Source organism: Yoonia sp. BS5-3 (assembly GCF_038069655.2).
In the GTDB taxonomy this organism is placed as follows: Bacteria; Pseudomonadota; Alphaproteobacteria; order Rhodobacterales; family Rhodobacteraceae; genus Yoonia; species Yoonia phaeophyticola.
The window spans coordinates 3,296,536-3,319,135 of the sequence record NZ_CP150951.2 but is presented as its reverse complement, the minus strand read 5'-3'; the positions used below and the strand labels follow the sequence as shown (position 1 = coordinate 3,319,135).

General features: G+C 56.7%; 25 protein-coding genes. 9 read left to right on the top strand and 16 right to left on the bottom strand.

Annotated features, from left to right (window positions below):
* The first annotated feature begins 49 nt into the window (after positions 1 to 49).
* Positions 50 to 1,711, top strand: a complete 1,662-nt coding sequence (locus tag AABB29_RS16805) for a DUF1963 domain-containing protein (protein ID WP_341365817.1) — start codon at positions 50 to 52, stop codon at positions 1,709 to 1,711.
* A gap of 2 nt (positions 1,712 to 1,713) precedes the next feature.
* Here AABB29_RS16805 and mmsB read toward each other — a convergent pair whose 3' ends face one another.
* From mmsB to AABB29_RS16775, 6 genes are read right to left on the bottom strand one after another with little or no spacing between them, the layout of a single operon-like run.
* Positions 1,714 to 2,580: a 3-hydroxyisobutyrate dehydrogenase gene (gene mmsB, locus AABB29_RS16800; protein WP_341365818.1), complete on the bottom strand. Its 867-nt coding sequence runs from the start codon at positions 2,578 to 2,580 to the stop codon at positions 1,714 to 1,716.
* On the bottom strand, positions 2,577 to 3,563 hold the full coding sequence (locus AABB29_RS16795) for an enoyl-CoA hydratase/isomerase family protein (protein WP_341365819.1): 987 nt from the start codon (positions 3,561 to 3,563) through the stop codon (positions 2,577 to 2,579). Before AABB29_RS16795 ends, mmsB begins: the two co-directional genes overlap by 4 nt.
* 49 nt (positions 3,564 to 3,612) lie before the next feature.
* Positions 3,613 to 4,749 (bottom strand): acyl-CoA dehydrogenase family protein, encoded by a 1,137-nt coding sequence (locus tag AABB29_RS16790; RefSeq protein ID WP_341365820.1) that lies wholly within the window; start codon positions 4,747 to 4,749, stop codon positions 3,613 to 3,615.
* Positions 4,749 to 5,549 (bottom strand): hypothetical protein, encoded by an 801-nt coding sequence (locus tag AABB29_RS16785; protein ID WP_373636639.1) that lies wholly within the window; start codon positions 5,547 to 5,549, stop codon positions 4,749 to 4,751. Before AABB29_RS16785 ends, AABB29_RS16790 begins: the two co-directional genes overlap by 1 nt.
* Positions 5,546 to 6,568 (bottom strand): polysaccharide pyruvyl transferase family protein, encoded by a 1,023-nt coding sequence (locus AABB29_RS16780; RefSeq protein WP_341365823.1) that lies wholly within the window; start codon positions 6,566 to 6,568, stop codon positions 5,546 to 5,548. The genes AABB29_RS16785 and AABB29_RS16780 overlap by 4 nt, the downstream gene beginning before the upstream one ends.
* Positions 6,514 to 8,013, bottom strand: coding sequence for a CoA-acylating methylmalonate-semialdehyde dehydrogenase (locus AABB29_RS16775; RefSeq protein WP_341365824.1), 1,500 nt, complete (start codon positions 8,011 to 8,013; stop codon positions 6,514 to 6,516). Before AABB29_RS16775 ends, AABB29_RS16780 begins: the two co-directional genes overlap by 55 nt.
* A gap of 97 nt (positions 8,014 to 8,110) precedes the next feature.
* Here AABB29_RS16775 and AABB29_RS16770 point away from each other — a divergent pair, with 97 nt between their 5' ends.
* From AABB29_RS16770 to AABB29_RS16755, 4 genes are all read left to right on the top strand, one after another.
* Positions 8,111 to 8,992, top strand: a complete 882-nt coding sequence (locus AABB29_RS16770) for a LysR family transcriptional regulator (RefSeq protein ID WP_341365825.1) — start codon at positions 8,111 to 8,113, stop codon at positions 8,990 to 8,992.
* Between the two features lie 57 nt (positions 8,993 to 9,049).
* Positions 9,050 to 9,484 (top strand): CBS domain-containing protein, encoded by a 435-nt coding sequence (locus AABB29_RS16765; protein WP_341365826.1) that lies wholly within the window; start codon positions 9,050 to 9,052, stop codon positions 9,482 to 9,484.
* A 97-nt stretch (positions 9,485 to 9,581) separates the two neighbouring features.
* Entirely contained in the window at positions 9,582 to 10,076 is a 495-nt protein-coding gene (gene coaD, locus AABB29_RS16760) for a pantetheine-phosphate adenylyltransferase (protein WP_341365827.1), read from the top strand.
* A 17-nt stretch (positions 10,077 to 10,093) separates the two neighbouring features.
* The gene (locus tag AABB29_RS16755) at positions 10,094 to 10,846 is read left to right on the top strand and encodes an alpha/beta hydrolase (RefSeq protein ID WP_373636638.1); all 753 of its coding nucleotides are present in this window, start codon (positions 10,094 to 10,096) and stop codon (positions 10,844 to 10,846) included.
* Between the two features lie 53 nt (positions 10,847 to 10,899).
* Here AABB29_RS16755 and AABB29_RS16750 read toward each other — a convergent pair whose 3' ends face one another.
* The 3 genes from AABB29_RS16750 to AABB29_RS16740 all read right to left on the bottom strand — a co-directional run bounded on the left by AABB29_RS16750 (position 10,900) and on the right by AABB29_RS16740 (position 12,468).
* Positions 10,900 to 11,058 carry a hypothetical protein gene (locus AABB29_RS16750; RefSeq protein WP_341365830.1) on the bottom strand — a complete coding sequence of 53 codons (159 nt, stop codon included), beginning with the start codon at positions 11,056 to 11,058 and terminating at the stop codon, positions 10,900 to 10,902.
* A 184-nt stretch (positions 11,059 to 11,242) separates the two neighbouring features.
* A complete protein-coding gene (gene gap / locus AABB29_RS16745; protein WP_341365831.1) occupies positions 11,243 to 12,244 on the bottom strand; it encodes a type I glyceraldehyde-3-phosphate dehydrogenase in 1,002 nt (333 codons plus the stop codon).
* Positions 12,245 to 12,324: 80 nt separating this feature from the next.
* Positions 12,325 to 12,468 carry a hypothetical protein gene (locus tag AABB29_RS16740; RefSeq protein ID WP_341365832.1) on the bottom strand — a complete coding sequence of 48 codons (144 nt, stop codon included), beginning with the start codon at positions 12,466 to 12,468 and terminating at the stop codon, positions 12,325 to 12,327.
* A gap of 199 nt (positions 12,469 to 12,667) precedes the next feature.
* Here AABB29_RS16740 and AABB29_RS16735 point away from each other — a divergent pair, with 199 nt between their 5' ends.
* On the top strand, positions 12,668 to 13,201 hold the full coding sequence (locus AABB29_RS16735; protein ID WP_341365833.1) for an ImmA/IrrE family metallo-endopeptidase: 534 nt from the start codon (positions 12,668 to 12,670) through the stop codon (positions 13,199 to 13,201).
* Between the two features lie 72 nt (positions 13,202 to 13,273).
* Here AABB29_RS16735 and tkt read toward each other — a convergent pair whose 3' ends face one another.
* Complete coding sequence (tkt, locus tag AABB29_RS16730) at positions 13,274 to 15,292, bottom strand: transketolase (RefSeq protein WP_341365834.1); 2,019 nt, start codon at positions 15,290 to 15,292, stop codon at positions 13,274 to 13,276.
* Between the two features lie 273 nt (positions 15,293 to 15,565).
* On the opposite strand from tkt, the gene AABB29_RS16725 reads away from it, so the two are divergent.
* The 3 genes from AABB29_RS16725 (at position 15,566) to AABB29_RS16715 (ending at position 17,261) form a co-directional block, all read left to right on the top strand.
* Positions 15,566 to 16,036: a hypothetical protein gene (locus AABB29_RS16725; protein ID WP_341365835.1), complete on the top strand. Its 471-nt coding sequence runs from the start codon at positions 15,566 to 15,568 to the stop codon at positions 16,034 to 16,036.
* Positions 16,023 to 16,406, top strand: a complete 384-nt coding sequence (locus AABB29_RS16720) for a cell division protein ZapA (protein WP_341365836.1) — start codon at positions 16,023 to 16,025, stop codon at positions 16,404 to 16,406. The genes AABB29_RS16725 and AABB29_RS16720 overlap by 14 nt, the downstream gene beginning before the upstream one ends.
* 105 nt (positions 16,407 to 16,511) lie before the next feature.
* Positions 16,512 to 17,261: a hypothetical protein gene (locus AABB29_RS16715; protein ID WP_341365837.1), complete on the top strand. Its 750-nt coding sequence runs from the start codon at positions 16,512 to 16,514 to the stop codon at positions 17,259 to 17,261.
* A 77-nt stretch (positions 17,262 to 17,338) separates the two neighbouring features.
* Here the strand turns inward: AABB29_RS16715 and grxD are convergent, their stop codons facing one another.
* The 6 genes from grxD to AABB29_RS16685 all read right to left on the bottom strand — a co-directional run bounded on the left by grxD (position 17,339) and on the right by AABB29_RS16685 (position 22,594).
* The gene (gene grxD / locus AABB29_RS16710) at positions 17,339 to 17,701 is read right to left on the bottom strand and encodes a Grx4 family monothiol glutaredoxin (protein ID WP_341365838.1); all 363 of its coding nucleotides are present in this window, start codon (positions 17,699 to 17,701) and stop codon (positions 17,339 to 17,341) included.
* A 250-nt stretch (positions 17,702 to 17,951) separates the two neighbouring features.
* Entirely contained in the window at positions 17,952 to 18,188 is a 237-nt protein-coding gene (locus AABB29_RS16705; RefSeq protein WP_341365839.1) for a BolA/IbaG family iron-sulfur metabolism protein, read from the bottom strand.
* 84 nt (positions 18,189 to 18,272) lie between these two features.
* Positions 18,273 to 18,788: a hypothetical protein gene (locus AABB29_RS16700; RefSeq protein WP_341365840.1), complete on the bottom strand. Its 516-nt coding sequence runs from the start codon at positions 18,786 to 18,788 to the stop codon at positions 18,273 to 18,275.
* A 2-nt stretch (positions 18,789 to 18,790) separates the two neighbouring features.
* On the bottom strand, positions 18,791 to 20,950 hold the full coding sequence (gene purL, locus AABB29_RS16695; protein WP_341365841.1) for a phosphoribosylformylglycinamidine synthase subunit PurL: 2,160 nt from the start codon (positions 20,948 to 20,950) through the stop codon (positions 18,791 to 18,793).
* 61 nt (positions 20,951 to 21,011) lie between these two features.
* Positions 21,012 to 21,602: a hypothetical protein gene (locus AABB29_RS16690; RefSeq protein ID WP_341365842.1), complete on the bottom strand. Its 591-nt coding sequence runs from the start codon at positions 21,600 to 21,602 to the stop codon at positions 21,012 to 21,014.
* A 509-nt stretch (positions 21,603 to 22,111) separates the two neighbouring features.
* Positions 22,112 to 22,594: a hypothetical protein gene (locus tag AABB29_RS16685; protein WP_341365843.1), complete on the bottom strand. Its 483-nt coding sequence runs from the start codon at positions 22,592 to 22,594 to the stop codon at positions 22,112 to 22,114.
* Between the last annotated feature and the right edge of the window lie 6 nt (positions 22,595 to 22,600).

Here is a 22,600-nt window from a genome sequence, read left to right as displayed (position 1 = left end):
TAAATGATTTGCAAAACACGGCGCGTCGAAGCTGCAACATGGTGAAATCTTGAAACTGTTGATCATTTTGTCGAAGGCGTTGTTGGCGATCTACACCTGCGCTGCTATCGCGTTTTGTTTCTATGCAAAAAGTACCAACGATATTGGCTTGCAAATGTTGTCGCTCGGATTGGTGCTTGCCCCATTTGCGGCGATGTTTTTAGGGGCGTTTCTGCTCGGTCGCCTGACACCTTCCGCGCGCGCCCGGACCACCCTCCGCACGCCAGCCAGCCCGACAAATACCCCAATTGACCGGTTGTCTCGTTCAGAAACTGTGCAGACACAGCCGGTGCCAGATGAGGTCTATTGGGCAGAGGCCCATATGGCTGATGTTGAGACTGGCGACGCTTTTCGTGCCTTCATTGACAAGGCTTGTCCAACCGCCCGCTTGCCGATGCCGCCTGCTGCGCAAATTGACCGGATCGCCACTTGGTTTGATACCGAAAACGCCAAGCGGAACGATTATGTTTGCGTGCCGCCCATTGCTGTGATCCGCGCACCGCGTGCGACCCAGGATGTCACCAAGGGCGGGCATAGTTGGTTTGGGGGGCGACCGATGCTGGGCGATCAGCCATGGCCGCTGACCTCAGACGGCCAGCCCATGCATCATCGCGCGACGATTGATCTGGCCGAGGTGAGCGCTTTTGCAGTGCCCCCAGGTCTGCCAAACCATGGCAAGCTTGCGTTCTTCGCATATCTCCACAAAGAGCCCTATGAAGGCAAAGTACTGTATGTGCCCGCCGCAACCACACCGACATTGCCGCCAGAAAACCTGCCTCATATTTTCTATGAAGGTGCTTTTTCCTTTGGGCGCAAAGACTATACCGCGCTGGATGCCCCTAAAGAATATCTGCATTGGCAGGTCGGTTTTATGGAATTGCCCATGGATCAGAGTTATTCCGAGAAATCGGCGCGGGATGTGCTAAACCAAGCCTTTCCTGACGCATCCCGGATTAACCTGCACACGGCGGCTTTGGCCGATGTCTATCCCGATATCACCCAACCCTTGTTCTGGGACAGCGCTCAACGCTATGCCAAGATTGTCACCTTGGCCGAAACCCATCTGGAAGATACGATCCGAGACGCGCAATTCCGTGTGAATCGAGGTGATCAGGGGGCCGCGGCGCAGTTAGCCTATCTGCAGGAGAACACTCATGCGCTACGCCGTTTCATTGACGAAGTGACCAAATGGGCCCGGCCGCATGATCGCTGGGACGCCATGACGGGCTCTGATCGGTTGGACCTGTCTGAATTCATGGCCCGCCTGACACCGGACAACCCTGATGCCCTAGGTTTGCATCTGTATTTTCCCGTTCGGATTTTGAAGTCGAACATGACGACGATATCCCCACAATGTGACGCGACATTGCGGTGTGTTGCCCGTGGTCCTGAAGCACTGTACCAACGCTTGCCGCAACCAGTCAAAGACCGGCTGGATCAAACCCATCGCCTGCCCGGACCAAGCCAGTGGCATCAGATGTTTGGTATGGGCGTCAGTGTTCAAGTGGCGGGAGAAGAGCATCAATATGATCATCTTCTGTTACAACTGCAAACGGATCATATGATGAATGGCGAATGGGCGGGCAGCGTGGTTGTGCAATATTGGATCAGCCCCGAGAATTTGCGCCGTCAGGCCTGGGACCAGGTCGTTGTAACGATGGAGGCTGACTAAGCTTAGGGGCGCCGCCGTGTTTCGAAGCGGGGCAGCATAGCTGAGAAATCTTTGCCGGCGCCGCCTTCCACTTCAACGAATTGCCGATAGAGCGCCGCTGCAGCTTGTCCCATTGGCGTATCGGCATCCACCGCTTGGGCTGCCATTTGGCTGAGGTTGAGGTCTTTCAGCATCAGCTCGGCCGCGAACCCCGGTTGATAGTCGTTGTCCGCCGGGCTTTGCGGCCCGACGCCGGGTGCGGGGCAGTAGGCGTTCATCGTCCAGCTGTACCCCGATGAAGTGCTGACCACGTCGAACATTGCCTGCCGGTCCAGCCCCAGTTTGTCGGCCAGCACGAAGGCTTCGCAGGTGCCGATCATCGTCACCCCGAGGATCATGTTGTTGCAGATTTTGGCCGCTTGCCCGTTGCCTGCGGGGCCGCAATGCACTGCCTTCTGCCCCATGATGTCGAAGAGCGGTTTGGTGGTTGCAAAGGCCGTCTCGGGCCCGCCGGCCATGAAGGTCAGTGTGCCGTTTGTTGCTCCGCCGATCCCGCCCGAGACGGGCGCGTCGATGGCGTGCAGCCCTTGCATTTCGGCCTGTGTGGCCACGGCGCGCGCGCTTTCGACGTCGACGGTCGAGCAATCTAGGTGGATGGCACCCGGCTTCATGGCCGCGTGGATTTCGGCGGAGACGGCGCGCAGGATGTCTCCGTTTGGTAGCATGGTGATGACGACGTCGGCGTTTGTGGCGGCCTCGGCCGCGCTGACTGCCATGCTGATCCCGTCTGGTTTCGCCATCGTGTCAAAGCCTGTGACGTCATGGTCCTTTGCCAGATTTGCGGCCATGGGCGCGCCCATGTTGCCTAGTCCGATAAAGCCGATTTTCATGATGTTTCCTCCCATTGCAGCGCGTCATTGCCCAAGGGGGCGGTCATGGCTGCGATTTGTTCTGTTGTGGCGAGCTGCCATTTTGGGGATTTGTCCCGGTCGATGATGGCGGCCCTGATCCCTTCGATGAAATCCCCCTGCGCGCCGCAGCGGTAGGTGTAGCGGAACTCATGGTCGAGGGCGGTTTTGATGTCGGGGTTCGCGCGTACGGCGCTGAGGATCTGACGGCAGACCGCCATGGCGAGCGGCGCGTTCCGCCCCATCAGTTTTTGCGCCTGTTGGGCGGCGGGGCTGTCGGTGCCTTGGGTGAAGAAGGCGTCGATGTCGTGTTGCCAGGCCTGTAGCTGGCTGTCGGGGCGTGTAGGTTGCGGTATGTCGGGGTGGCCTGTTGCGATCAGTTGGCCCTTCAGGGCGTCCCAATCGCCTTCGGGCACGAAATGGTCCGCAAAGCCTGCATAGATCGCGTCGCCGGCGTCCATCCGCTGTCCGGTGAGCCCCAGAAATTCGCCGCAGTGGCCGGGGGCTTTTGCGAGGATCAGTGATCCGCCCACGTCGGGCACCAGGCCGATGGAGCATTCGGGCATCGCGATTTGGCTGCTTTCGCAGACGATCCGGTGCGATCCGTGGCAGCCCACGCCGACACCGCCGCCCATGGTGAAGCCTTGCAGGAAGGTCACGATGGGTTTGGGGTAGTCGTATATTTTCGCATTCAGCCGGTATTCATCGCGCCAGAACCGTTGCCCGTAGTCATAATCGCCGCGTTTGCCGGTGGCGTACATTTCGGCGATGTCGCCGCCTGAACAGAAGGCCCGGTCGCCTGCGCCATCGATGATGACCAGGGCAATCTTGGGGTTGTCTTTCCAATCATCGAGCGCCGCTTCGATGGCCAGGCACATGTCCCATGTGAGCGCGTTCAGCGCTTTGGGTCGGTTTAATGTGATGTGCCCTGCGTGCCCGGATGTGCGGATTATGATGTCGGTCATTTGGGGGCCTGACGTTGAGGTCCCGGATGACGTCCGGGACGGTGTTGCGCTATTGGATGAGGTGGCGTGCCGTGATCAGCCGCATGATTTCGTTGGTGCCTTCGAGGATTTGATGCACCCGCAGGTCACGCACGATTTTCTCGATCCCGTAGTCTGCCAGATATCCGTAGCCGCCGTGCAGTTGCAGGCATTGGTCGGCGGTTTTTGACCCAACTTCGGTGCAGATTTTCTTGGCCATGGCGCAGAATTTACTGGCATCGGGCGCGCCGCTGTCCAGTTTCCAGGCGGCTTGTCGCAGGAAGGTCCGCGCGGATTGCATTTCGATCTCCATATCCGCCAGCCGAAATTGCAGCCCCTGGAATTGGTCGATGGATTTGCCGAAGGCTTTGCGCTCTTTCATATAGGCCAGCGTCTGATCCAGCGCCGATTGCGCCGCCCCAAGTGAGCAGGCGGCGATGTTCAGACGCCCGCCGTCCAGCCCCGCCATGGCGTATTTGAATCCGTGTCCTTCTTGGCCCAGAAGGTTGTCTGCGGGTGCTTTGCAATCGTCCATCTGCACTGCGCGGGTGGGTTGGGACCGCCAGCCCATTTTATCCTCAAGCCCGCCGAAGGAGAGGCCGTCGGCCCCGTCTTCCACCAGGATCGCGCTGATCCCCTTTGGCCCGTCATCGCCGGTGCGCACCATAACGATATAGGCGTCCGAATAGCCGCCGCCCGAGATGAAAGCCTTGGTGCCGGTCAGCGCGTAGCCGTCATTGGTCCGCGTCGCCTTGGACTTCAGCGCTGCCGCGTCCGAGCCGGAGCCGGGTTCGGTCAGGCAGTAGGACAGGATCGTTTCCATGCTCAGCGCTTTGGGCAGCACCCTGGTCTTGAGGCTGTCGGACCCATAGGCGTCGATCATCCGGGCACACATGTTGTGGATGGACAGGAACGCCGCGACAGAGGCGCAGGAGTGCGACAGGGCCTCAAACACCAGCGTGGCGTCGAGCCGGGAAAGACCAGAGCCACCCCGGGCTTCGTCCACGTAAAGCCCGCCAAACCCGAGTGCCGCCAGTTCCGGCCAGAGCGTTTTCGGGATTGTTCCGTTGTCCTCCCACTGCCGCGCATAGGGCGCGATGTTATCTTGCCCGAATGCGAGGGCCATGTCGTAAATGGCGGTTTGCTCTTCGGTCAGTGCAAAGTCCATCAATCTTCCAATATGTCATTGCTGTGTGAATTTAGTGCTGTCTTTACACCATCGCCAAGGTGAATCGGGAAACCGTTTGATTTTCGGTGCTTGGTGATACGCTGCGCCACAAGTTTTGCTTCCGCCTCTGGGTTGTGCATGCCAGTCGCCATCGCCCAGTTCATGGCCGCCTGACCATCTTTCACGGTGTCATTGTATCCACGCGTGTACGACGTCTGAAAAAAAGTGAACCCATAGATGGACAGACTTTTCAAAGATGCTTGCAAGGCCAACATAATCATTACGCACCCGGCGGTTGGCGTGTGCCCGCCCAAATCTGCAACAAGTGTTTGATAAAAATCAATTGGCGGAACCACACCTTTTGTATCATGGGTGGCCTTACGTAACTGTAAGAGTTTTGGTGCGATATGTTCCGGGCTGGCGGCGTGAGGATAGACGACATAACGCACCCTATGCGACGCGAGCGTTGCAGCCGAGATGTTCTGAACTGAGCGTGTTCCCTTCATCTTAAGGTTATGTATCCAGATGTCGGTGCGATCTCCGAAAACCTTGGGATTCTCATCGGCTTGTCTTACGCCATTATTCATCCGACAAACCCATGTTTCTGGTCCGATCGGATAAGATATCAGTTCTTCAATCACCGTTGATGCCGGGCCAACGATTGCTAGATCTATGCCCTTTAGGTCGATGGGATTAAGATAAACAACTCCATCAGCAGTCAGCTGTGCGAACATTGCACGGTTTCGGCGATCCAACCGCTTTCTGTTGTGCCGGCTCAACCACTGTTTGATTTGTTTCATGCGAATATCCGGGTAAAAAATTCGGCCTGCGTCACCTGCATCTTTTTCAAATAATCCATTGATGCTGACCGTTCGACGTCAGTCCATGGTTGCATTTGTGCCTTGAGATCGAAATCATCAAGTGATTGCGTGTCGACAACCCGATGCGTATTACCCAGCGCGTCGTTCAAGATGCCAGAAATTTTATGGGTGTTTGAGTTGACTGCGATCATCGGCGTATGTGTCAACAGGCCAAGGCAAACCGAGTGGAAGCGTCCTGTAAGCAGAAATTCTGATTTGCTAAGCATGTTTGTGAATTGAGTAAGTCTTTCGCGCAGCTTTGGATCAAGCTCGGACGTGATCGGCCGTTCTTCATCCGCAGACAGTTTTTTCATTAGTCTTTGCAATACGGTATGCCGTGTACGCATCGACATGTATTTCGCGTTTGAGCGGCGAGCAATTTTTTCAAGCACGGTGGACACTGGTCGCAAGACGCTATCTGTGACCAGAATGCCCGAACGCTTTCCATTGTCTGAAATAGCAGTTGAAAATGATAAATCCCCTGCAACCTCTGAGGCGATACCATGATGCGCAAGGTATTGTTGTGACAGGGATTCTCGTACTGAGATAGCCGTGAAGGTCTTGAGGTTTTCAAGTTCTGCGTTTTCCAACGCCTCGACAGAGGCGTTAATGAGATATGCAGGAATGCCTTTGCTTTCTGCGTAAGGGCCAAGGGCACAGAGTGACCGAGCCCGTGGACGGTCAATACTATGATGGATGCTGCCTTCGCCATTCACGATGAACGCATCAACCTTGTATTGATCCAAGATCGCCTTGAACGGTTGCCAGTCCTCGCCCACGGGCCAGCGATAGGCAATTTCGACATTGTTCTGTGCGCAAGCTTCGATAATTGCGCTCATGACGGCGGTGCAACCAAAGTGGTTTGTCACACTGGTATCGTTAAATATGGCAACCCGCATTGCCATTACTCCATCAGCGGGATTGAAAATTCGCCGCCTTCTTTGATCCCCGACGGCCAACGCGAGGTGATCGTTTTGGTCCGTGTGTAGAATTTGAAAGCGTCGGGGCCGTGCTGGTTCAAATCGCCGAACATGGATTTCTTCCAACCCCCGAAGGTGTGATAGGCCAGTGGCACCGGGATTGGCACGTTGATCCCGACCATCCCTATATTCACCCGCGCTGCGAAGTCGCGTGCGGTGTCCCCGTCACGGGTGAAGATCGCGGTGCCGTTACCGTATTCGTGGTCCATGGCGAGCCCGAGCGCCTCTTCGTAGGTTTGCGCGCGCATGGTGGACAGGACCGGCCCGAAGATTTCGGTTTTGTAGATGTCCATGTCTTTGGTGACATTGTCGAAGAGATGCGCGCCGACGAAGAACCCGTCTTCGTAGCCTTGCAGGCTGAAGTTTCGCCCGTCGACGGCGAGTTTTGCGCCTTGGTCGATGCCGGTTTGCACCAACCGTTCGATGTTCGCTTTGGCCGCTGCAGTGACGACCGGCCCGTAATCCACGTCATTGCCGGAGGTATATGGCCCGACCTTTAGTGCTTCGACCTTTGGCACCAGTTTGTCCAGCAGCCGGTCGGCGGTGTCATCGCCCACGGCCACCGCGACCGAGATCGCCATGCAGCGTTCGCCAGCAGCCCCGTAGCCTGCGCCGACAAGCGCATCGGCGGCCTGATCCATATCCGCGTCGGGCATGATGATCATGTGGTTTTTCGCGCCACCGAAACATTGCACCCGTTTGCCCTGCGCGCAGCCGGTGCCGTAGATATATTCGGCGATGGGGGTGGAGCCGACGAAGCCGACGGATTGGATCGTGTCATCGTAAAGGATCGCGTCTACGGCTTCTTTATCGCCGTTCACGACTTGCAGGATGCCTTTAGGAAGGCCTGCTTCCTCCATCAGTTCGGCCAGCATGAGGGGGACGGAGGGGTCCCGTTCGGACGGTTTCAGGATGAAGGCGTTGCCGCAGGCGATGGCGGGGGCGAACATCCACATGGGGATCATGGCGGGGAAGTTGAAGGGCGTGATCCCGGCGGTGACGCCAAGCGGTTGTTTCATCGAATACATATCGATGCCGGGGCCCGCGCTGTCGGTGAATTCACCTTTCAGCAGTTGCGGCGCGCCGATGCAGTATTCCACGACCTCCAGCCCGCGAATGACGTCGCCCTTGGCGTCGGGCAGGGTTTTGCCGTGCTCACGGGACAGGGCCTCGGCCAATTTGTCCATGTCGCGGTTCAGAAGGCCGACAAACGCCATCATGACGCGCGCCCGGCGTTGTGGGTTGACAGCGGCCCAGGCGGGCTGGGCTTTGGCCGCAATTTCAACAGCTTGGGCCATCTCATCGGCATTTGCCAACGGGACCTTTGCCTGCACTTCGCCAGTGGCGGGATTGTAGACATCCGCAAAGCGCCCGGATGTGCCTTTGACATGTGTGCCGCCGATGTAGTGGGTGAGTTCTTGCATGGAAACCTCCTGTTCGTTGAACGCAGGATAGTCTTGCGTTTTTAGGGGTGAAAGTAGAAATTCACCAAAATCATTTTGCAAAAATACAAGGGTGCTGATGGATAACTGGGATGATATGCGTGTGTTTCTAGCCGTGGCCCGGACCGAAAGCCTGTCTGGCGCGGCCCCGATCCTGAAGATGGACCCGGCCACTTTGGGCCGCCGAATTGCCCGGCTAGAGCGCGCGATGGGTGCGGCGTTATTCGTCAAATCCCCGCAGGGCTATGCGCTGACAGACCTGGGCGAACGCATCAGAGACCGCGCGGCCGAAGCCGAGACCGCCCTGACATTTGCCTTTGATGAAGGGCAGGGCGCATCCGCCGCCTTGACGGGCCAAATCCGGATAGGCGCGCCCGATGGTGCGGCAAGTTATCTGTTGCCGCAGGTCTGCGCGGCTATTCAGGCCGAGAACCCTGAGCTTGAGATACAGGTGCTGGCTTTGCCCCGTGTTGTGAACCTGTCCCGCCGGGAGGCGGATATGGCCATTGCCGTCAGCCCGCCGGCTGCGGGCCGGCTTATGGTGCAGAAGATTACCGATTATCATCTGCATCTTGCCACGCGGGCGGATGCGTCACCTATCCGCTTGCGTGATGATCTGAAGGGCAGGCCGATTGTTGGCTATATTCCCGATATGATTTTCGACAAGGAATTGGATTATCTGGGGGATCTGGGTGCGGGTGGGGTGCAGCTTGCTTCAAACTCAGTTGCGGTGCAGTTGCAGATGCTGCGCCATGCGGGTGTGGGCTTTGTGCATGATTTTATCCTGCCCTTTGCCCCCGAGCTGCGCCGTGTTCTGACCGATCAGATTTCGCTGCGCCGGTCGTTTTATCTGGTTCGGCATATGTCGGATCGCCAATCAGACCGTTTGACCCGGTTTGCTGCTGCATTGACCAAAGGCCTACAGGCTGAGGTTGTGCGTCTTGAGGCGGGACACGCTTGACATAAAGCCCTTGGATTTGACAGGCTACGATTCCGCAACATTGTTAAGGAACCAACCATGATCGTTTCCCAGATACTGAAGTCCAAGGAAGATGTCGGCGTCGTGTCGGTCAAACCCTCAGATACGGTGGCGGATGCGGTCAAGCTGTTGTCTCAGAAACGGATCGGTACCGTGATCGTTTCAGATGATGGTAACAGTCTGGATGGGATCCTGTCTGAGCGTGATATTGTCCGTGAGCTGGGCAAGCGCGGTGCGAGCTGTCTTACGGAACCGGTCAGCACAATGATGACCGCTAAGCTGAGCACTTGCAGCCCCTCCGATACGGCGCTGGATGTGCTTGAGATGATGACCAATGGCCGGTTTCGCCATTTGCCCGTCATGGATGGTGACAAGATGGTTGGTCTGATTTCCATCGGTGATGCGGTCAAAAGCCGCTTGGCGGAATTGGCGATGGAGAAGGATGCCCTTGAGGGCATGATTATGGGGCATTAGCGCCACTTGACCCACTGATTTACGCATCGCTGATCTTGCAATCCGGGCCGCGATAATGTTGCGTGTGCCGCAGGAATTGCCAAGACGAGGTGTGGCCATGCGTATAGGATTGTATCCCGGGACATTTGACCCGGTTACGATGGGGCATCTTGATATTATCAGACGCGCCGGATCGCTTGTGGACCGTCTGGTCATTGGTGTGGCGATCAACCGCGACAAAGGCCCTTTGTTCACTCTTGAAGAGCGCGTTGCCATGATTGAGGTTGAATGCGCCCCATTGGTCCAAGAGACCGGCTGCGAGATTGTCGTTCATCCGTTTGAGAACCTGCTGATCGATTGTGCCCGCGACGTTAAAGCATCTATGATCATTCGCGGCCTGCGCGCGGTGGCTGATTTTGAGTATGAATATCAGATGGTTGGCATGAACCGCGTATTGGATGACAGTATTGAAACCGTTTTTTTGATGGCTGAGGCGCAGCATCAGGCGATTGCCTCAAAATTGGTCAAGGAAATCGCCCGTTTGGGCGGTGATGTGTCGAAATTCGTCACGCCAGCGGTCAATACCGCGTTACGCGCCCGTTTTGATACTTGAAATGGCTGGGTAGCCTGGTGGCGATCTATCTGATCTACGCCATTATCATGGTCTTTGCGCATCCGCAGGTCATTTACCCCTTTGGGGATGATGCGTTTGAAAACCCCGCCTTTCGCCCGTTGACGATCACTGACCGCGACGTTGTCCTTGCTGTGCATGAGGGCACCGATGATGTTGCGGTGCTTTATTTCATGGGAAATGGTGGTGCGCTGGCCTATTTTGGGTCCAGTCTGAATGCTCATGTCGCCGCCGGCCGCCATGTTGTTGCGATGGCGTATCCTGGCGGTGGTGGCATCCCCGGTAAACCATCAGAGCTGGGGCTGAAACGGGATGCTTTGGCGGCATATGATTGGCTGGCTGCTGATTTTTCCGGTGATATTGTCGTGCATGGCTATTCGATGGGTACGGGGCTGGCGCAACATGTCGCGGCAGAGCGTGATGTTGCTGCAATCATCTTGGATGCCCCATTTGTGAAGATGTGCGAATTGATGACCCGCGCGGCCTGGTTGCCGGCATGTTATATGCCCGGTGTTCAGCGTTGGGATTCGGCGGCGCTGGTGCCCCGGATCGCGGCCCCGGTTTTGGTCCAGCATGGCACCGCCGATGATCTGATCCCGATGCGTGATGGGCTTCGTTTGGCCGCCTTGATGCAAGATGCGGGGCTTGATGCGACATTTCATGCCGTTGAAGGCGCGGGCCATAATGATTTGGCCCGGCAACCGAGATACCAGGGCCAGATCAATGCCTTTCTGGGCCGGGTTCTGGAATAAGAAAAGCCGCCCCCGAAGGTGCGGCTGCGTCTTCTTGCAATTTTGCCAGTGGCTTAGCCGTAGATGGCTTTGCTGGCGATCTGTGCCGCATCTTCGCGGAATAAGCCCAGATCAATCGCGGTTTCACGGCTCATTGAGCTTAGCTCATGCTTGAGGCGTTTGTAGGCCGCGCGTTTTTGAACGGCGGTGCGAACGGTGTTCAGTACAGTCATTTGCGGGCTCCTTTGTCAGCTATCGCGTTGTTGTCTTGCCCTGATATTTAGCTGTGCTGCGCTGCAGCACAACTGACACTTCATCCTAACCGCTATGCGCTGGGTGCATACCCCTTGGTAAAGCGCATATAAAAAAGGCCGACCCTGTCGGGCCGGCCAAATCATTCAGGTGTTTTGGTCTGGCTTAGATCAGTTTGCCCATTGCAACTGCAGTATCCGCCATCCGGTTTGAGAAGCCCCATTCATTGTCATACCAGGACAAGATCCGCACCATATTGCCATCAAGCACTTTGGTTTGATCCAGGTGGAAGATCGAAGAATGCGGATCATGATTGAAGTCAGAGCTGACCATCGGCAGGTCTGTGTAGCCTAGGACGCCCTTCAGCGGTCCATCGGCAGCGGCGATGATCGCGTTGTTTACTTCTTCGGCCGTGGTGGCCTTTGCGGCTTCGAATGTCAGGTCAACAACGGACACATTTGGTGTCGGAACCCGGATTGCAACGCCGTCCAGCTTGCCGTTCAGTTCGGGCAGTACGAGGCCAACCGCTTTCGCCGCGCCTGTGGAGGTCGGGATCATCGATAGCGCTGCTGCACGCGCCCGGTAAAGATCCTTGTGCATTGTATCGAGCGTGGGCTGGTCGCCTGTGTAGCTGTGGATCGTAGTCATGAACCCTTTGGTGATCCCGATCGCATCGTTCAGCACTTTGGCTACCGGTGACAGGCAGTTTGTCGTGCAAGACGCGTTGGACACAACGATATCGTCTGCTGTCAATGTTCCATCATTCACACCGTAGACGATTGTTTTGTCGGCGTCTTTGCCGGGTGCAGAGATCAAAACCCGGGATGAGCCGTTATCCAGATGCGCCTGGCAGGCCTCTTTGCTGGTGAAAATCCCGGTGCATTCCAGAACCACATCAACATCCGACCACGGCAGATCTGCTGGGTTCCGGATCGCAGTGACCTGCATCGGGCCGCGACCGACATCAATGGTGCTGTCTGTTGTCGTGACAGTCGCTGGGAAACGCCCATGCACACTGTCGAAGCGCAGCAGATGCGCGTTTGTTTCAACCGGACCTAGATCGTTGATGGCCACAACTTCGATATCGGTGCGTCCGCTTTCGACAATTGCGCGAAGGATATTGCGGCCAATCCGCCCAAATCCGTTGATTGCTACTTTGACGGCCATTACGATTTCTCCTGAAAGATAGTTCGGGGCTAACATTGCGATTTCCCCCCAAAGGTCAACCGCTGATCACGCGCCCACGGTTAACGCCAGAACGCCAGATATTCAATAAGCCCCAGCAGCTTGCGCAGCAGGAAGGTCATCATTCCCCAATCATAGGAATGATAATCGACCGCCAGAAACAGCGCGATGAGTAATCCAAGGAAAACGGCGATCTTATTGGTCATGGCAGGGGTCTAGCGCGGCTTAGTCTGATTGGCAAAGGTCTGCCAATGGTAGAAGGCAATCATTAACGGACCTATGTTTGGCTGGTTTTTAGTTCCGGGGCCTTGGTCTCACCAATAAGGCTGCGGCCCTGCCGGGATTCTTAAAATCGTAATTTTTGGCCGCTATCAGAACCATCACATTTTGGTTGAGGGTTCTTGCATGCCTGCGAAACGTCCATCCTATCCCTATGTTGAGCCGACCGCTGCCGGGCAGACACGTGCCGATATTGAACGCCTTGCCGAGCGCGTCGCGCAGGAGTGGGACTATCACGGCGCACAAACGCTGGATGAGGTTTGTACGGCGGCCGGGGTTGATATTGAATATTCCCATCGCCCCAATGAAATCATGCTTGAAATGCCTTTGGATGCACGCCCGATTGTCTGGCTCCCGCGTCCTAGTCGCCCGCGTGATGATCGTGTCATCGTTGCCACCGCTTTGGGCCATTGGGCTTTACATGCGGAAGTGACCCGTGATGCGCATCCCGGCTGCGGGGTGCAGGCGTTGTATCAACCGCAGGCGCAGGCCGCCCGGGACGAGGCTGACATATTCGCACTGGCGTTTTTGATGCCCGTGGATCTGTTTATTGACTTATGGGACCTTGGGCGGTCGCAGGCGACCTCGGACCATTTTGATGTGCCGACAAAGGTTGCTTATTTGCGGGCCAAGAACCTTAATCTGGGCGATACAATCTAAGATGTGTCTATTCGCGGTGCACTTTATCGCATTGTCATGTGCCTGCCACCAAAGCGGCAGGCACAGAATGTATTATCCAAGAAGTGCTTTGACTTTTGCAGCTGTGTCTTCGGCTGTAATCCCGAATTCTTTGTAGAGCCTGTCCGCAGGCGCCGAGGCACCAAAGCCGGGCATGCCCACAAAATCGCCTTTGTCCCGCTTGCCGCGCTCACCAAAGAGCCATTGATCCCAACCAAAGCGCACGCCTGCCTCAACCGCGACCCGGACCGGGCCTGCGGGCAGGACGCGTTTGCGGTAGGCCTCGTCCTGGGCGGCGAAAAGCTCCCAACACGGCATGGAGACGACCCGTGTGCCGATCCCTTCGGCCTGCAACAGGTCACGGGCGGCCAGCGCGATGGAGACTTCGGATCCTGTTGCCATCAAGATGGCCTGCCGTTTGCCTTCGGCATCCGCCAGCACATAGGCCCCCTGAGCGGTGAGGTTCTTGGTCTTATGCTCGGTGCGTACGGTGGGCAGGCCTTGGCGTGTCAGCGCCAGCACGCTGGGCGTTTTCTGCGATGTCAGCGCCAGTTCCCAGGCCTCGGCCGTCTCAACCGTGTCTGCAGGCCGGAACACATGCATATTGGGGGTCGCCCGCAGCATGGCCAGATGTTCGACCGGCTGGTGTGTCGGCCCGTCTTCGCCAAGCCCGATACTGTCATGGGTCATTACATAAGTGGCCGGAACCCCCATAAGCGCAGAAAGCCGCATGGCCCCGCGCGCATAATCGGTAAAGCACATGAATGTGCCCCCGTAGGGCCGTGCCCCGCCATGCAGCGCCATCCCGTTCATTGCCGCAGCCATCCCATGTTCGCGCACACCATAATAGATGTAGCGCCCTTGCCGGTTGTCGGGGTTGAAGGTGCCCATGTCGGCTGTCAGCGTGTTATTGGATCCGGTCAGATCCGCAGAGCCGCCGATGGTTTCCGGGCAGATCGGGTTGATGACTTCGAGCGTCATTTCCGAAGATTTCCGCGTCGCGACTTTGGGGGCCCCTTCGCTGATTTGCTTTTTCAACGCGCGGATTGTGGCGCTGAGTTTCTTGGGCGCTTCGCCAGCATATTGCCGGTTGAATTCGGCCTGTTTGCTGGCTGACAGCGCGTCAAACCGGGTTTGCCAGTCTTGATGGGTCGCAGCCCCGCGCGCGCCCATGGCTTCCCATGCCGCTTTCACGTCAGCGGCGACTTCGAAGTCGCCCATTGGAGCGCCATAGGCCTCTTTGGCGGCTTGCAATTGTGTTGGGTCGGTCAGCGCCCCGTGCCCTTTGGAGGTGTCTTGTGCCGCGTGTCCCAAGGCAATGTGCGTTTTGCATGCAATCATCGATGGGCGTGGGTCGTTCTTGGCAAGTTCAATCGCGGCATCAATTGCCTCTGGGTCGTGCCCGTCAATTTCCTGCACATGCCAGCCCGAGGCATCAAAGCGCATCGGCTGGTTGGTGATGTCAGCCATATCGACCGTCCCGTCGATGGTGATGTTGTTATTGTCCCAGAAGACGATCAGGTGTCCGAGCTTTTGCATGCCCGCAAGCCCGATGGCCTCTTGGCTGACGCCCTCCATCAGGCAGCCGTCGCCCGCCATGACATAGGTGTGGTGGTCGATGATCTTTTTGCCCCAGCGCGCCCGCTGGATTTCTTCGGCAATGGCGAAGCCGACAGAGTTCGCAATCCCTTGCCCGAGAGGCCCGGTTGTTGTTTCAATCCCGCGCGCATGCCCGAATTCAGGATGTCCTGCGGTTTTCGCGCCCCATTGGCGGAAATCCTTGATTTCGCTGAGCGGCATATCCTCGTACCCTGTCAGATACATCAGTGCATAAAGCAGCATCGAGCCGTGGCCTGCAGACAGGATAAACCGGTCCCGGTCGGGCCAATGGGGCGCCTTTGGGTCGAACTTGAGGTGCTTTTCAAACAGGACCGTTGCCACATCAGCCATGCCCATTGGCATCCCTGAATGGCCGGAATTTGCCGCCGCAACAGCATCAAGCGTTAATGTCCGGATGGCCGTGGCCTTTTTCCAATGGTCGGGATGGGCGGAGCGGAGTTCTGCAATATCCAAAGGGCTTGGTCCTACTTACAAGAGTTCAACGATATCGTCGCCAGCGTCATATCAGGGTCCCCCCCAAGATCAAGCGTGACGGCTAAACCGTTCATTTTGTTCACTTGGGCTGATTTGCGGGGGCTGCGGGGATGGCATAGGCTAACGCCACAGAGGTACGATTCGCAGGCTAAGACCTTATCGGGACACAGATCCCTTCGCCTGACGGATCACAAAGCTGACGGAAGACGTCAGGGTCAGGCCCCCGCTGGGCGGCTTTGAAAGGACGGGCGGATGAGTGATATTAGTGCGTTGGAAAGCCGGATAACGGCGGCGCTGGACCGGATCAGGCGCGGGCTTGAGACTGCAGGGCAGGGCAGCGAGACTGAGATGTCTTTGCGCAAGGCATTGGAGGCTGAGCGCGCCACAAATGCCGAGCTGGTGGTCCGTGTCCAAAGCCTGCAAGAACGTCAGGACAGCCAAGTCGCCAAGTTGACGGCCCGCGTTGAAACACAGGCTGCGCAGATGAAGGCGCTGGATGCAGAACTGCAACGCCTGCGTGCCTCAAACGAAAAGATGCGCAGCGTCAGCACGCAGCTGCGCGATGCTGTCACCGAAGGTTTGCGCCCCGAATTGGTGGAAGATGCTGTCAAAGCCGAGATTGAGGCGCTGGTGTCGCAACGTGCTGCTGATGCAACCGAGATTGAAACCATCCTGGCCGAGCTGAAACCCCTATTGAAGGAGCAACCCAATGCCGCAAGTTGAGATTGCCATTGGAGGCCGCACGTTTGAGGTCGCTTGTCAGGAAGGCGAGGAACATTTTCTGCATTCCGCTGCGCGCATGCTTGATACAGAGGCCGCGCATCTGGCTGACCAGATTGGCCGTTTGCCGGAATCCCGTATGCTGCTGATGGCTGGGCTGATGTTGGCCGATAAAACGGCGGGTCTTGAGGATAAATTGCGCGAGGCCGAGGCTGAAACAGCCAAGCTGCGTGCAGATGTTGAGACCTTGCAATCCCGGCCTGCACCTGCGCCTGAGCGGGTTGAAGTGCCTGTTGTCCCACGCCAAATCACTGAAACTCTGGCCGAGCTTGCCGCCCAGGCAGAGGCCCTGGCAGATCAGGTTGAGGGGTAGCCCCGCCCGAAAAATCATGAATGCTGTGCGCTAGTCCTAAACAGCACAGCGCCTTTCACGATCTGCGCTTAGCGTGAGGTTAGAAATTGTGAAAGGAGAACTTCTATGGCCCGCCCACCAACAGCGTCAGGTCGACGTGCAGGACCAGCAACGACGCATTTTTCTGAGATCCCCGTGAACGGCGGCCGCGCTGGCAACCCTGCACAGGCCCAGCGTTTGGGAGGGCAGGGTTTTGCTGGTCAGCCAAATGCGCCCCGCCCCCCGCAACCGCAAGCTATGGGACGCCAACCCGCCCAGCCTGGAGGGTTGCAGCAGATTTTTGATGATGCGCGACGGGAAACTGCCGCCGAGAGGCCAGAACGCACAGCCACACAGACCCGCGCGCGCCGCGGCCTTGCAGCCCATTTGACCAACCGTCGGCCGCGGGATGAGACGACCCAAACAAACGACAACGCAGGCACAGCGGATCGAAGCGCTGCGTCCCGTGGCAGATCAGACAGTACAGAGACGGAGACCTCTTTTAACTCTTTGGTTGTCGACGATACCGTTTCTGTCGAAGCTGACAGCAGTTCTGTTCGTTCCCGGTCTAATAGCGTGCAAACGACGTCGTCTTTCCAGTCTTTCGTCGAGTTTGATATGTCCGCTCTTGAAGATGAAGACGCGTCGGTTGAGGACGCCGAAACGTCTACATCAGATGATGATCGTATTTCGCAAGGCGGTGAGACCGCCCATAGCGATCACCTCACCGAGGACGAGGTTGATCATGATCCAGCTGACGATGTCACGCTTGATCCGTCAGATGACGACGACCCTGATGACATTGCCGCAACAACCAAAGCACGGTTGTTTCGTTGAACCGTTCGTCTTGATCGTTGGTTGATTGTGCACTCGGAAATACAAAGGCCCGACAAATCTGTCGGGCCTTTTGTTTTTTATTCGGCGTTCGCTTCGCGGATTTTGTCAGCGGCGTCTTTGTCGAATTTCACGCCATTGTCTGCAAAGAGCGTGTCGAGTTCGCCTGACAGCGTCATTTCCGTGATGATGTCGCAGCCACCCACGAATTCACCCTTGATATAAAGCTGCGGGATTGTGGGCCAGTCAGAGAAATCCTTGATCCCTTGCCGCAGCTCTTCGTCGGCGAGCACGTTAACGTCGTTGTAGTCGACGCCCATGAAGTTCAGCACACCGGCCACGCGGGAAGAGAACCCGCATTGCGGCATGGTTTTTGTGCCTTTCATAAAGAGAACCACGTCATTGTTGCTAACGGTTTCTTTGATCTGATCCTGAGCGCTCATGATGTTTTGTCCGTTTGTTTTGGCGCAAATGTCTTTGCGTATGAAATTGGATCACGCGTTACAGTGTATATTGTCCCGGCCGATGATCGCCCTGAACCGTAATTTGCGTGAATGATGCTGTGACCCTGTCCGGGCTCGGTTCCCCGGTTTTGGGTCGGTGAATAACGACGCCTCTTTTCTGCCAGCCAAATCGCCACGCCGACAACGGCCAAAAAGACTAAGATAAACACAAAAAGGATAGCTGTATCTGTCATTCTGGTGCTTTAGTGGTCAAAGCGAGCGCGTGCAATTCGCCATTTGCCCCGTCCATCTTCCCTTTGAGCGCGGCATAGACAGCCCGTTGTTGCTGCACCCGATTTTTGCCCCGGAAGCTTTCATCGATCACCATCGCCGACATATGTACCCCGTCATCACCGCCCACAGCGATCTGTGCGTCGGGGAAGCTTTCCCGCAGCAATTCTTCGATTTCATGTGTCGTCATGGGCATGGGGTATATCCTTTGCGTCTTAGTCGAAATGTAGGATGCCCCAACGGGCGGGGCAAGCGGCTTTGCGCAATTTCGCGTCCGATTTCAGATGTCCAGATAGGTCCCGAGCCCGCGCAAGTAAGTGGGCACTTGTGCCAAGGCGCCCTGAACTTCGAGCGTTTCGAAATCGCATATGCCGGTCGGATCGTCCGGGCAGAGCGCTTGCATCAGCATTTTGCCTTCGTCCAGCAGCGCCTGCGGAACCGGCAGGCCTTGCGCCTGGTCGAGCAGCATCAAGGCTTCGTGGATGGGCCGCAGAACGCGCAGCCCGTGGGTCATTTCCGGCCGTAACGCGGGATAATCCTGCCAGGTTTCCCCCTCAAAGAATTCTTGTATGACCCGCTGCCCGGCCCCCGCGCAGCTATAACTGACGCAACCGGGAAAGCCTTTGGCGTTCAGATCATCGTGGATCGTGCATTCAAAGCAGCTGCCCAGGTTTTTGCAAGCCGTATCCGCAGCCTTGCTGGTCGCGAAATAGTCAGGGTCATCAAATGGATAGGCAATACAGCATAGCCCAGCGCATTGGCTGCAATCATCCGTCAGGACGGGTAGGGTGCCCAAGGCTAGGCGACGGCCTGAGCAAAGCTGTTGCGGTAGATCGCGGCCAGATCGTCGAGCGGCGCGCTATGTTGGCCAAATGACACATCTGTTCCGCCCGCCTTGCCGACCGTCGTCAGTGTGACACCGGCGCGTCCTGCCGCGACCATCAATGCCTCGGCCTGATCGAAGCTGCAGGCGATCAGATAGCGCGCCTGATCTTCTCCAAAGAGCGTTGCCGTATCTTCAACATCCAAGCTGACACCGATCCCGGCCTGTTCGGCCAATTCAAATGCCGCCAACGCAAGCCCGCCATCACCCAGATCGGTACAGGCCCCGATAAACGCGAAATACTGCCGGATGAAGTCGCCATTTGTTTTTTCCGTGACCAGGTCGACGGCAGGTGCATCCCCGTCTGCCCGGTCAAACGCCTCGGCCAGAAGCGCCGATTGCCCCAAATGCCCGGCGGTTTCCCCAACCAGCAGCAAGACCTGTTCGTTCTGAATTTGTCCTGTGATCATGTGGTCTGGGTTTGTAATCAAACCGACCGCCCCGATCGTCGGTGTGGGCAAAATGCCCGTCCCGTCGGTTTCATTATAAAGCGATACATTCCCCGAGACGATGGGCATGTCCAGCGCCTTGACCGCTTCGCCGATCCCTTGGATCGCGCCGACAAATTGCCCCATGATTTCTGGCTTTTCGGGATTGCCAAAATTCATGTTATCCGTTGTCGCCAAGGGTGTTGCGCCGACAGCAGTCAGGTTGCGATAAGCCTCGGCCACGGCCTGTTTACCACCCATCACCGGGTTTGCCTTGACGTAGCGCGGTGTCACATCGCTGGTGAAGGCCAGCAGTTTATCAGTGCCATGCACCCGCACCAGCCCTGCGCCTGCACCGGGAATTTGCGCGGTGTCGCCCATGACCTGGCTGTCATATTGTTCATAGACCCAGGCCTTGCCTGCGTAGTTGGGGCTGCCGATCAGTGCCTTGAGCCCGTCAATCGGGTTGATTTCGGGCGCATCGGCAAGCGGTTCTGCCGCAGCTGTCGGCACCCATGGCCGGTCATATTCGGGGGCCGAGCCTGACAGGGTGGCCAGTGGCAGATCGGCCATGACCTTGCCGTCGTGTTCGACGATAAAGCGATCCTCTGCGATGGTTTCACCAACAATGGCAAAGTCGAGATCCCATTTTTCGAAGACGGCGCGCGCTTCTGCTTCAAGCTCGGGTTTGAGCACCATGAGCATCCGTTCTTGGCTTTCGGACAGCATCATCTCATAGGCGGTCATGTTTTCTTCGCGCTGCGGGACCGCGTTGAGGTTCAGTTTGACCCCCAAGCCGCCTTTATCGCCCATTTCCACGGCTGAGCAGGTCAGCCCTGCAGCCCCCATGTCCTGGATGGAAATCACCGCGCCTGTCCCCATCAGTTCAAGCGTCGCTTCCATGAGCCGCTTTTCGGTGAAAGGATCACCAACCTGTACCGTGGGCCGTTTTTCTTCGATGCTATCGTCAAATTCGGCGCTGGCCATCGTGGCCCCGCCGACACCGTCGCGTCCGGTTTTCGCCCCCAGATACACAACCGGCATTCCGATACCGGAGGCCGCTGAATAAAAAATCTTGTCCGCATCAGCCAGCCCGGCGGCAAACGCATTCACTAGGCAGTTGCCGTTATAGGCCGGATCAAAGCGCACTTCGCCGCCCACAGTCGGCACGCCAAAGCAATTGCCGTAACCGCCGACGCCAGCGACCACCCCATTGACGAGCTGCTTGGTTTTGGGATGGCTTGGCTCGCCGAAGCTGAGCGAGTTCATTGCCGCGATTGGCCGTGCCCCCATTGTGAACACGTCACGCAAGATGCCCCCGACACCGGTTGCGGCCCCTTGATAGGGTTCGATATAGCTGGGATGGTTGTGGCTTTCCATTTTGAAAACAACAGCTTGCCCGTCACCGATATCGACCACCCCGGCATTTTCGCCCGGCCCGCAAATAACCTGGGGGCCTTCAGTTGGCAGGGTGCGCAGCCATTTCTTGGATGACTTATACGAGCAATGTTCGTTCCACATGGCCGAGAAGATGCCCAGTTCAGTGAAGGTTGGATCGCGCCCGATAATGTCGAGAATGCGCGCATATTCATCCGGGCTAAGCCCATGAGCAGCGATCAGGTCTTCGGTGATTTCTGGGTCTTGCATCGGGGCCCCTTTCGGCAATTGAGGGCCTTTTAGTGCAATGATTTACAAATCGAAAGAGCCATCATTGCCTTTCGGTGCAGTAGGTCGATTGGTAGGAAAGAATTGCTTTGGCCAATGCCGCGATGTCAGTTTCGCGCGGGTTTGCCTGATTGGTGTAAGACACCGTTCGATCCGGGACATGCAATAATTGGTTTGCGTCTTGCCGATTTAGGCCAGTTGCCTCAGTTCCGATTGGCAGATTTAGGAATACATAGTGCGGGATCGGCTCTTGTAGCTGAAACGTAATCACGCCCGTCCGGCTTGGGCGCGATGTTCCATCTGGGTAATCAAGGCTAACACTGTAAAATTCATAGGGTCTCAAACGATCATCTGTAAATATCTGGATTGTCGCGGTTTCCAGTGGGATGTCTGCGATCCGATAGTTGAATTGGCCATTGGGAGACCTGTCGATCGTGTTCAAGGTGAGCGTACAATCCGCTAAGTCCAGCGTATCTGGCGGCGGTGTCGGGCTGTCATGATCGGCCAATCGCGGGGCGAAATCGGTTCGTGAGAGCGTTTCAATGTCTGTGATTAGGTCGACTTGTTCTTGCGCCTGCGCGGCAGCAATGCCGAGCAATATCTTGGTGCATGCGAAAAGAAGCAGGGTCTTCATGGAATGAACACTAGAAAGTAAGACTTTGTTTCGCAATTGCTTGTATTATCGCGACAGCAGGACCAAGGGGGCTGGCCAACTTCGTGACGCCGATAGTGGTGAGGTGGGGCTGTAAGCCGCCCGCTATCTGAGACTTAGAGGCTGTCGATGAAGCTATCGATTTCCTTGTTCACTTCCTCCTTTGGCTTCACACATTTGGCTTGGATGTTACGCATCAAGGATGTCGCGACGATCATCCGCTTATTTTGCTGGCGGGGCAATCGAGGTGTAAAGAAAACGTTCCCAAGATTTGGATAAAAAAAGCCGGGCGTAAAGCCCGGCGAAGTCCAACAGGGAGGTGAAGGTGATGAGAGTTAACGCATCAAACCCTTCGATTGATCAGATAGGGCGCGTTTTTTAACCATTCAAGAAAAAACGCATAATATTAGACGCAATGCCGCTATGTGTTGCGTGCATGGCTTAATCGCGAAGCGCACGCCATGCGTGCAGGTGGAGTGCGCTTTTCGCGTTTATTCGAAATCCATGGTGATCCCGACAACGAGAATTGCGTCTGCTGCTTTGGGCCCTGAAGCTTGCCCAACAATGCCGCGCCCTGGCATTGCCTGCAAAAAGACGGGCCCGCATTCCGCATGTGCCCCGCCAATTGGGATCCAGCCATTGAGGTGGACATCTGTCTTATCCATCAATTCGGTATAGCGCGCCGAGCCGATAAAACCCGCGACGCTGCAGATGTCATTCGCCCATATATCGCGTGAGATTGTCAGGAAGGGCGCGTTATTGTCGAAGCTGTTACGCACAAACCCAGCGGTCACATCCACCCAATTCCCTTCCCAGGTGAGCGCAAGGCCGGGGTTGATCTCATTCAAATCAGCGTCGCTGTTCACGTGCTCGCTGGCCAGCGGCACACGGACGCTGTCAGGGCGTAGATCGCTTGCGTGAAGAGATGCGGCGCAGGTTAAGGCAACGGCGAATATGGTGGCGAACAGTTTCATCGTTAA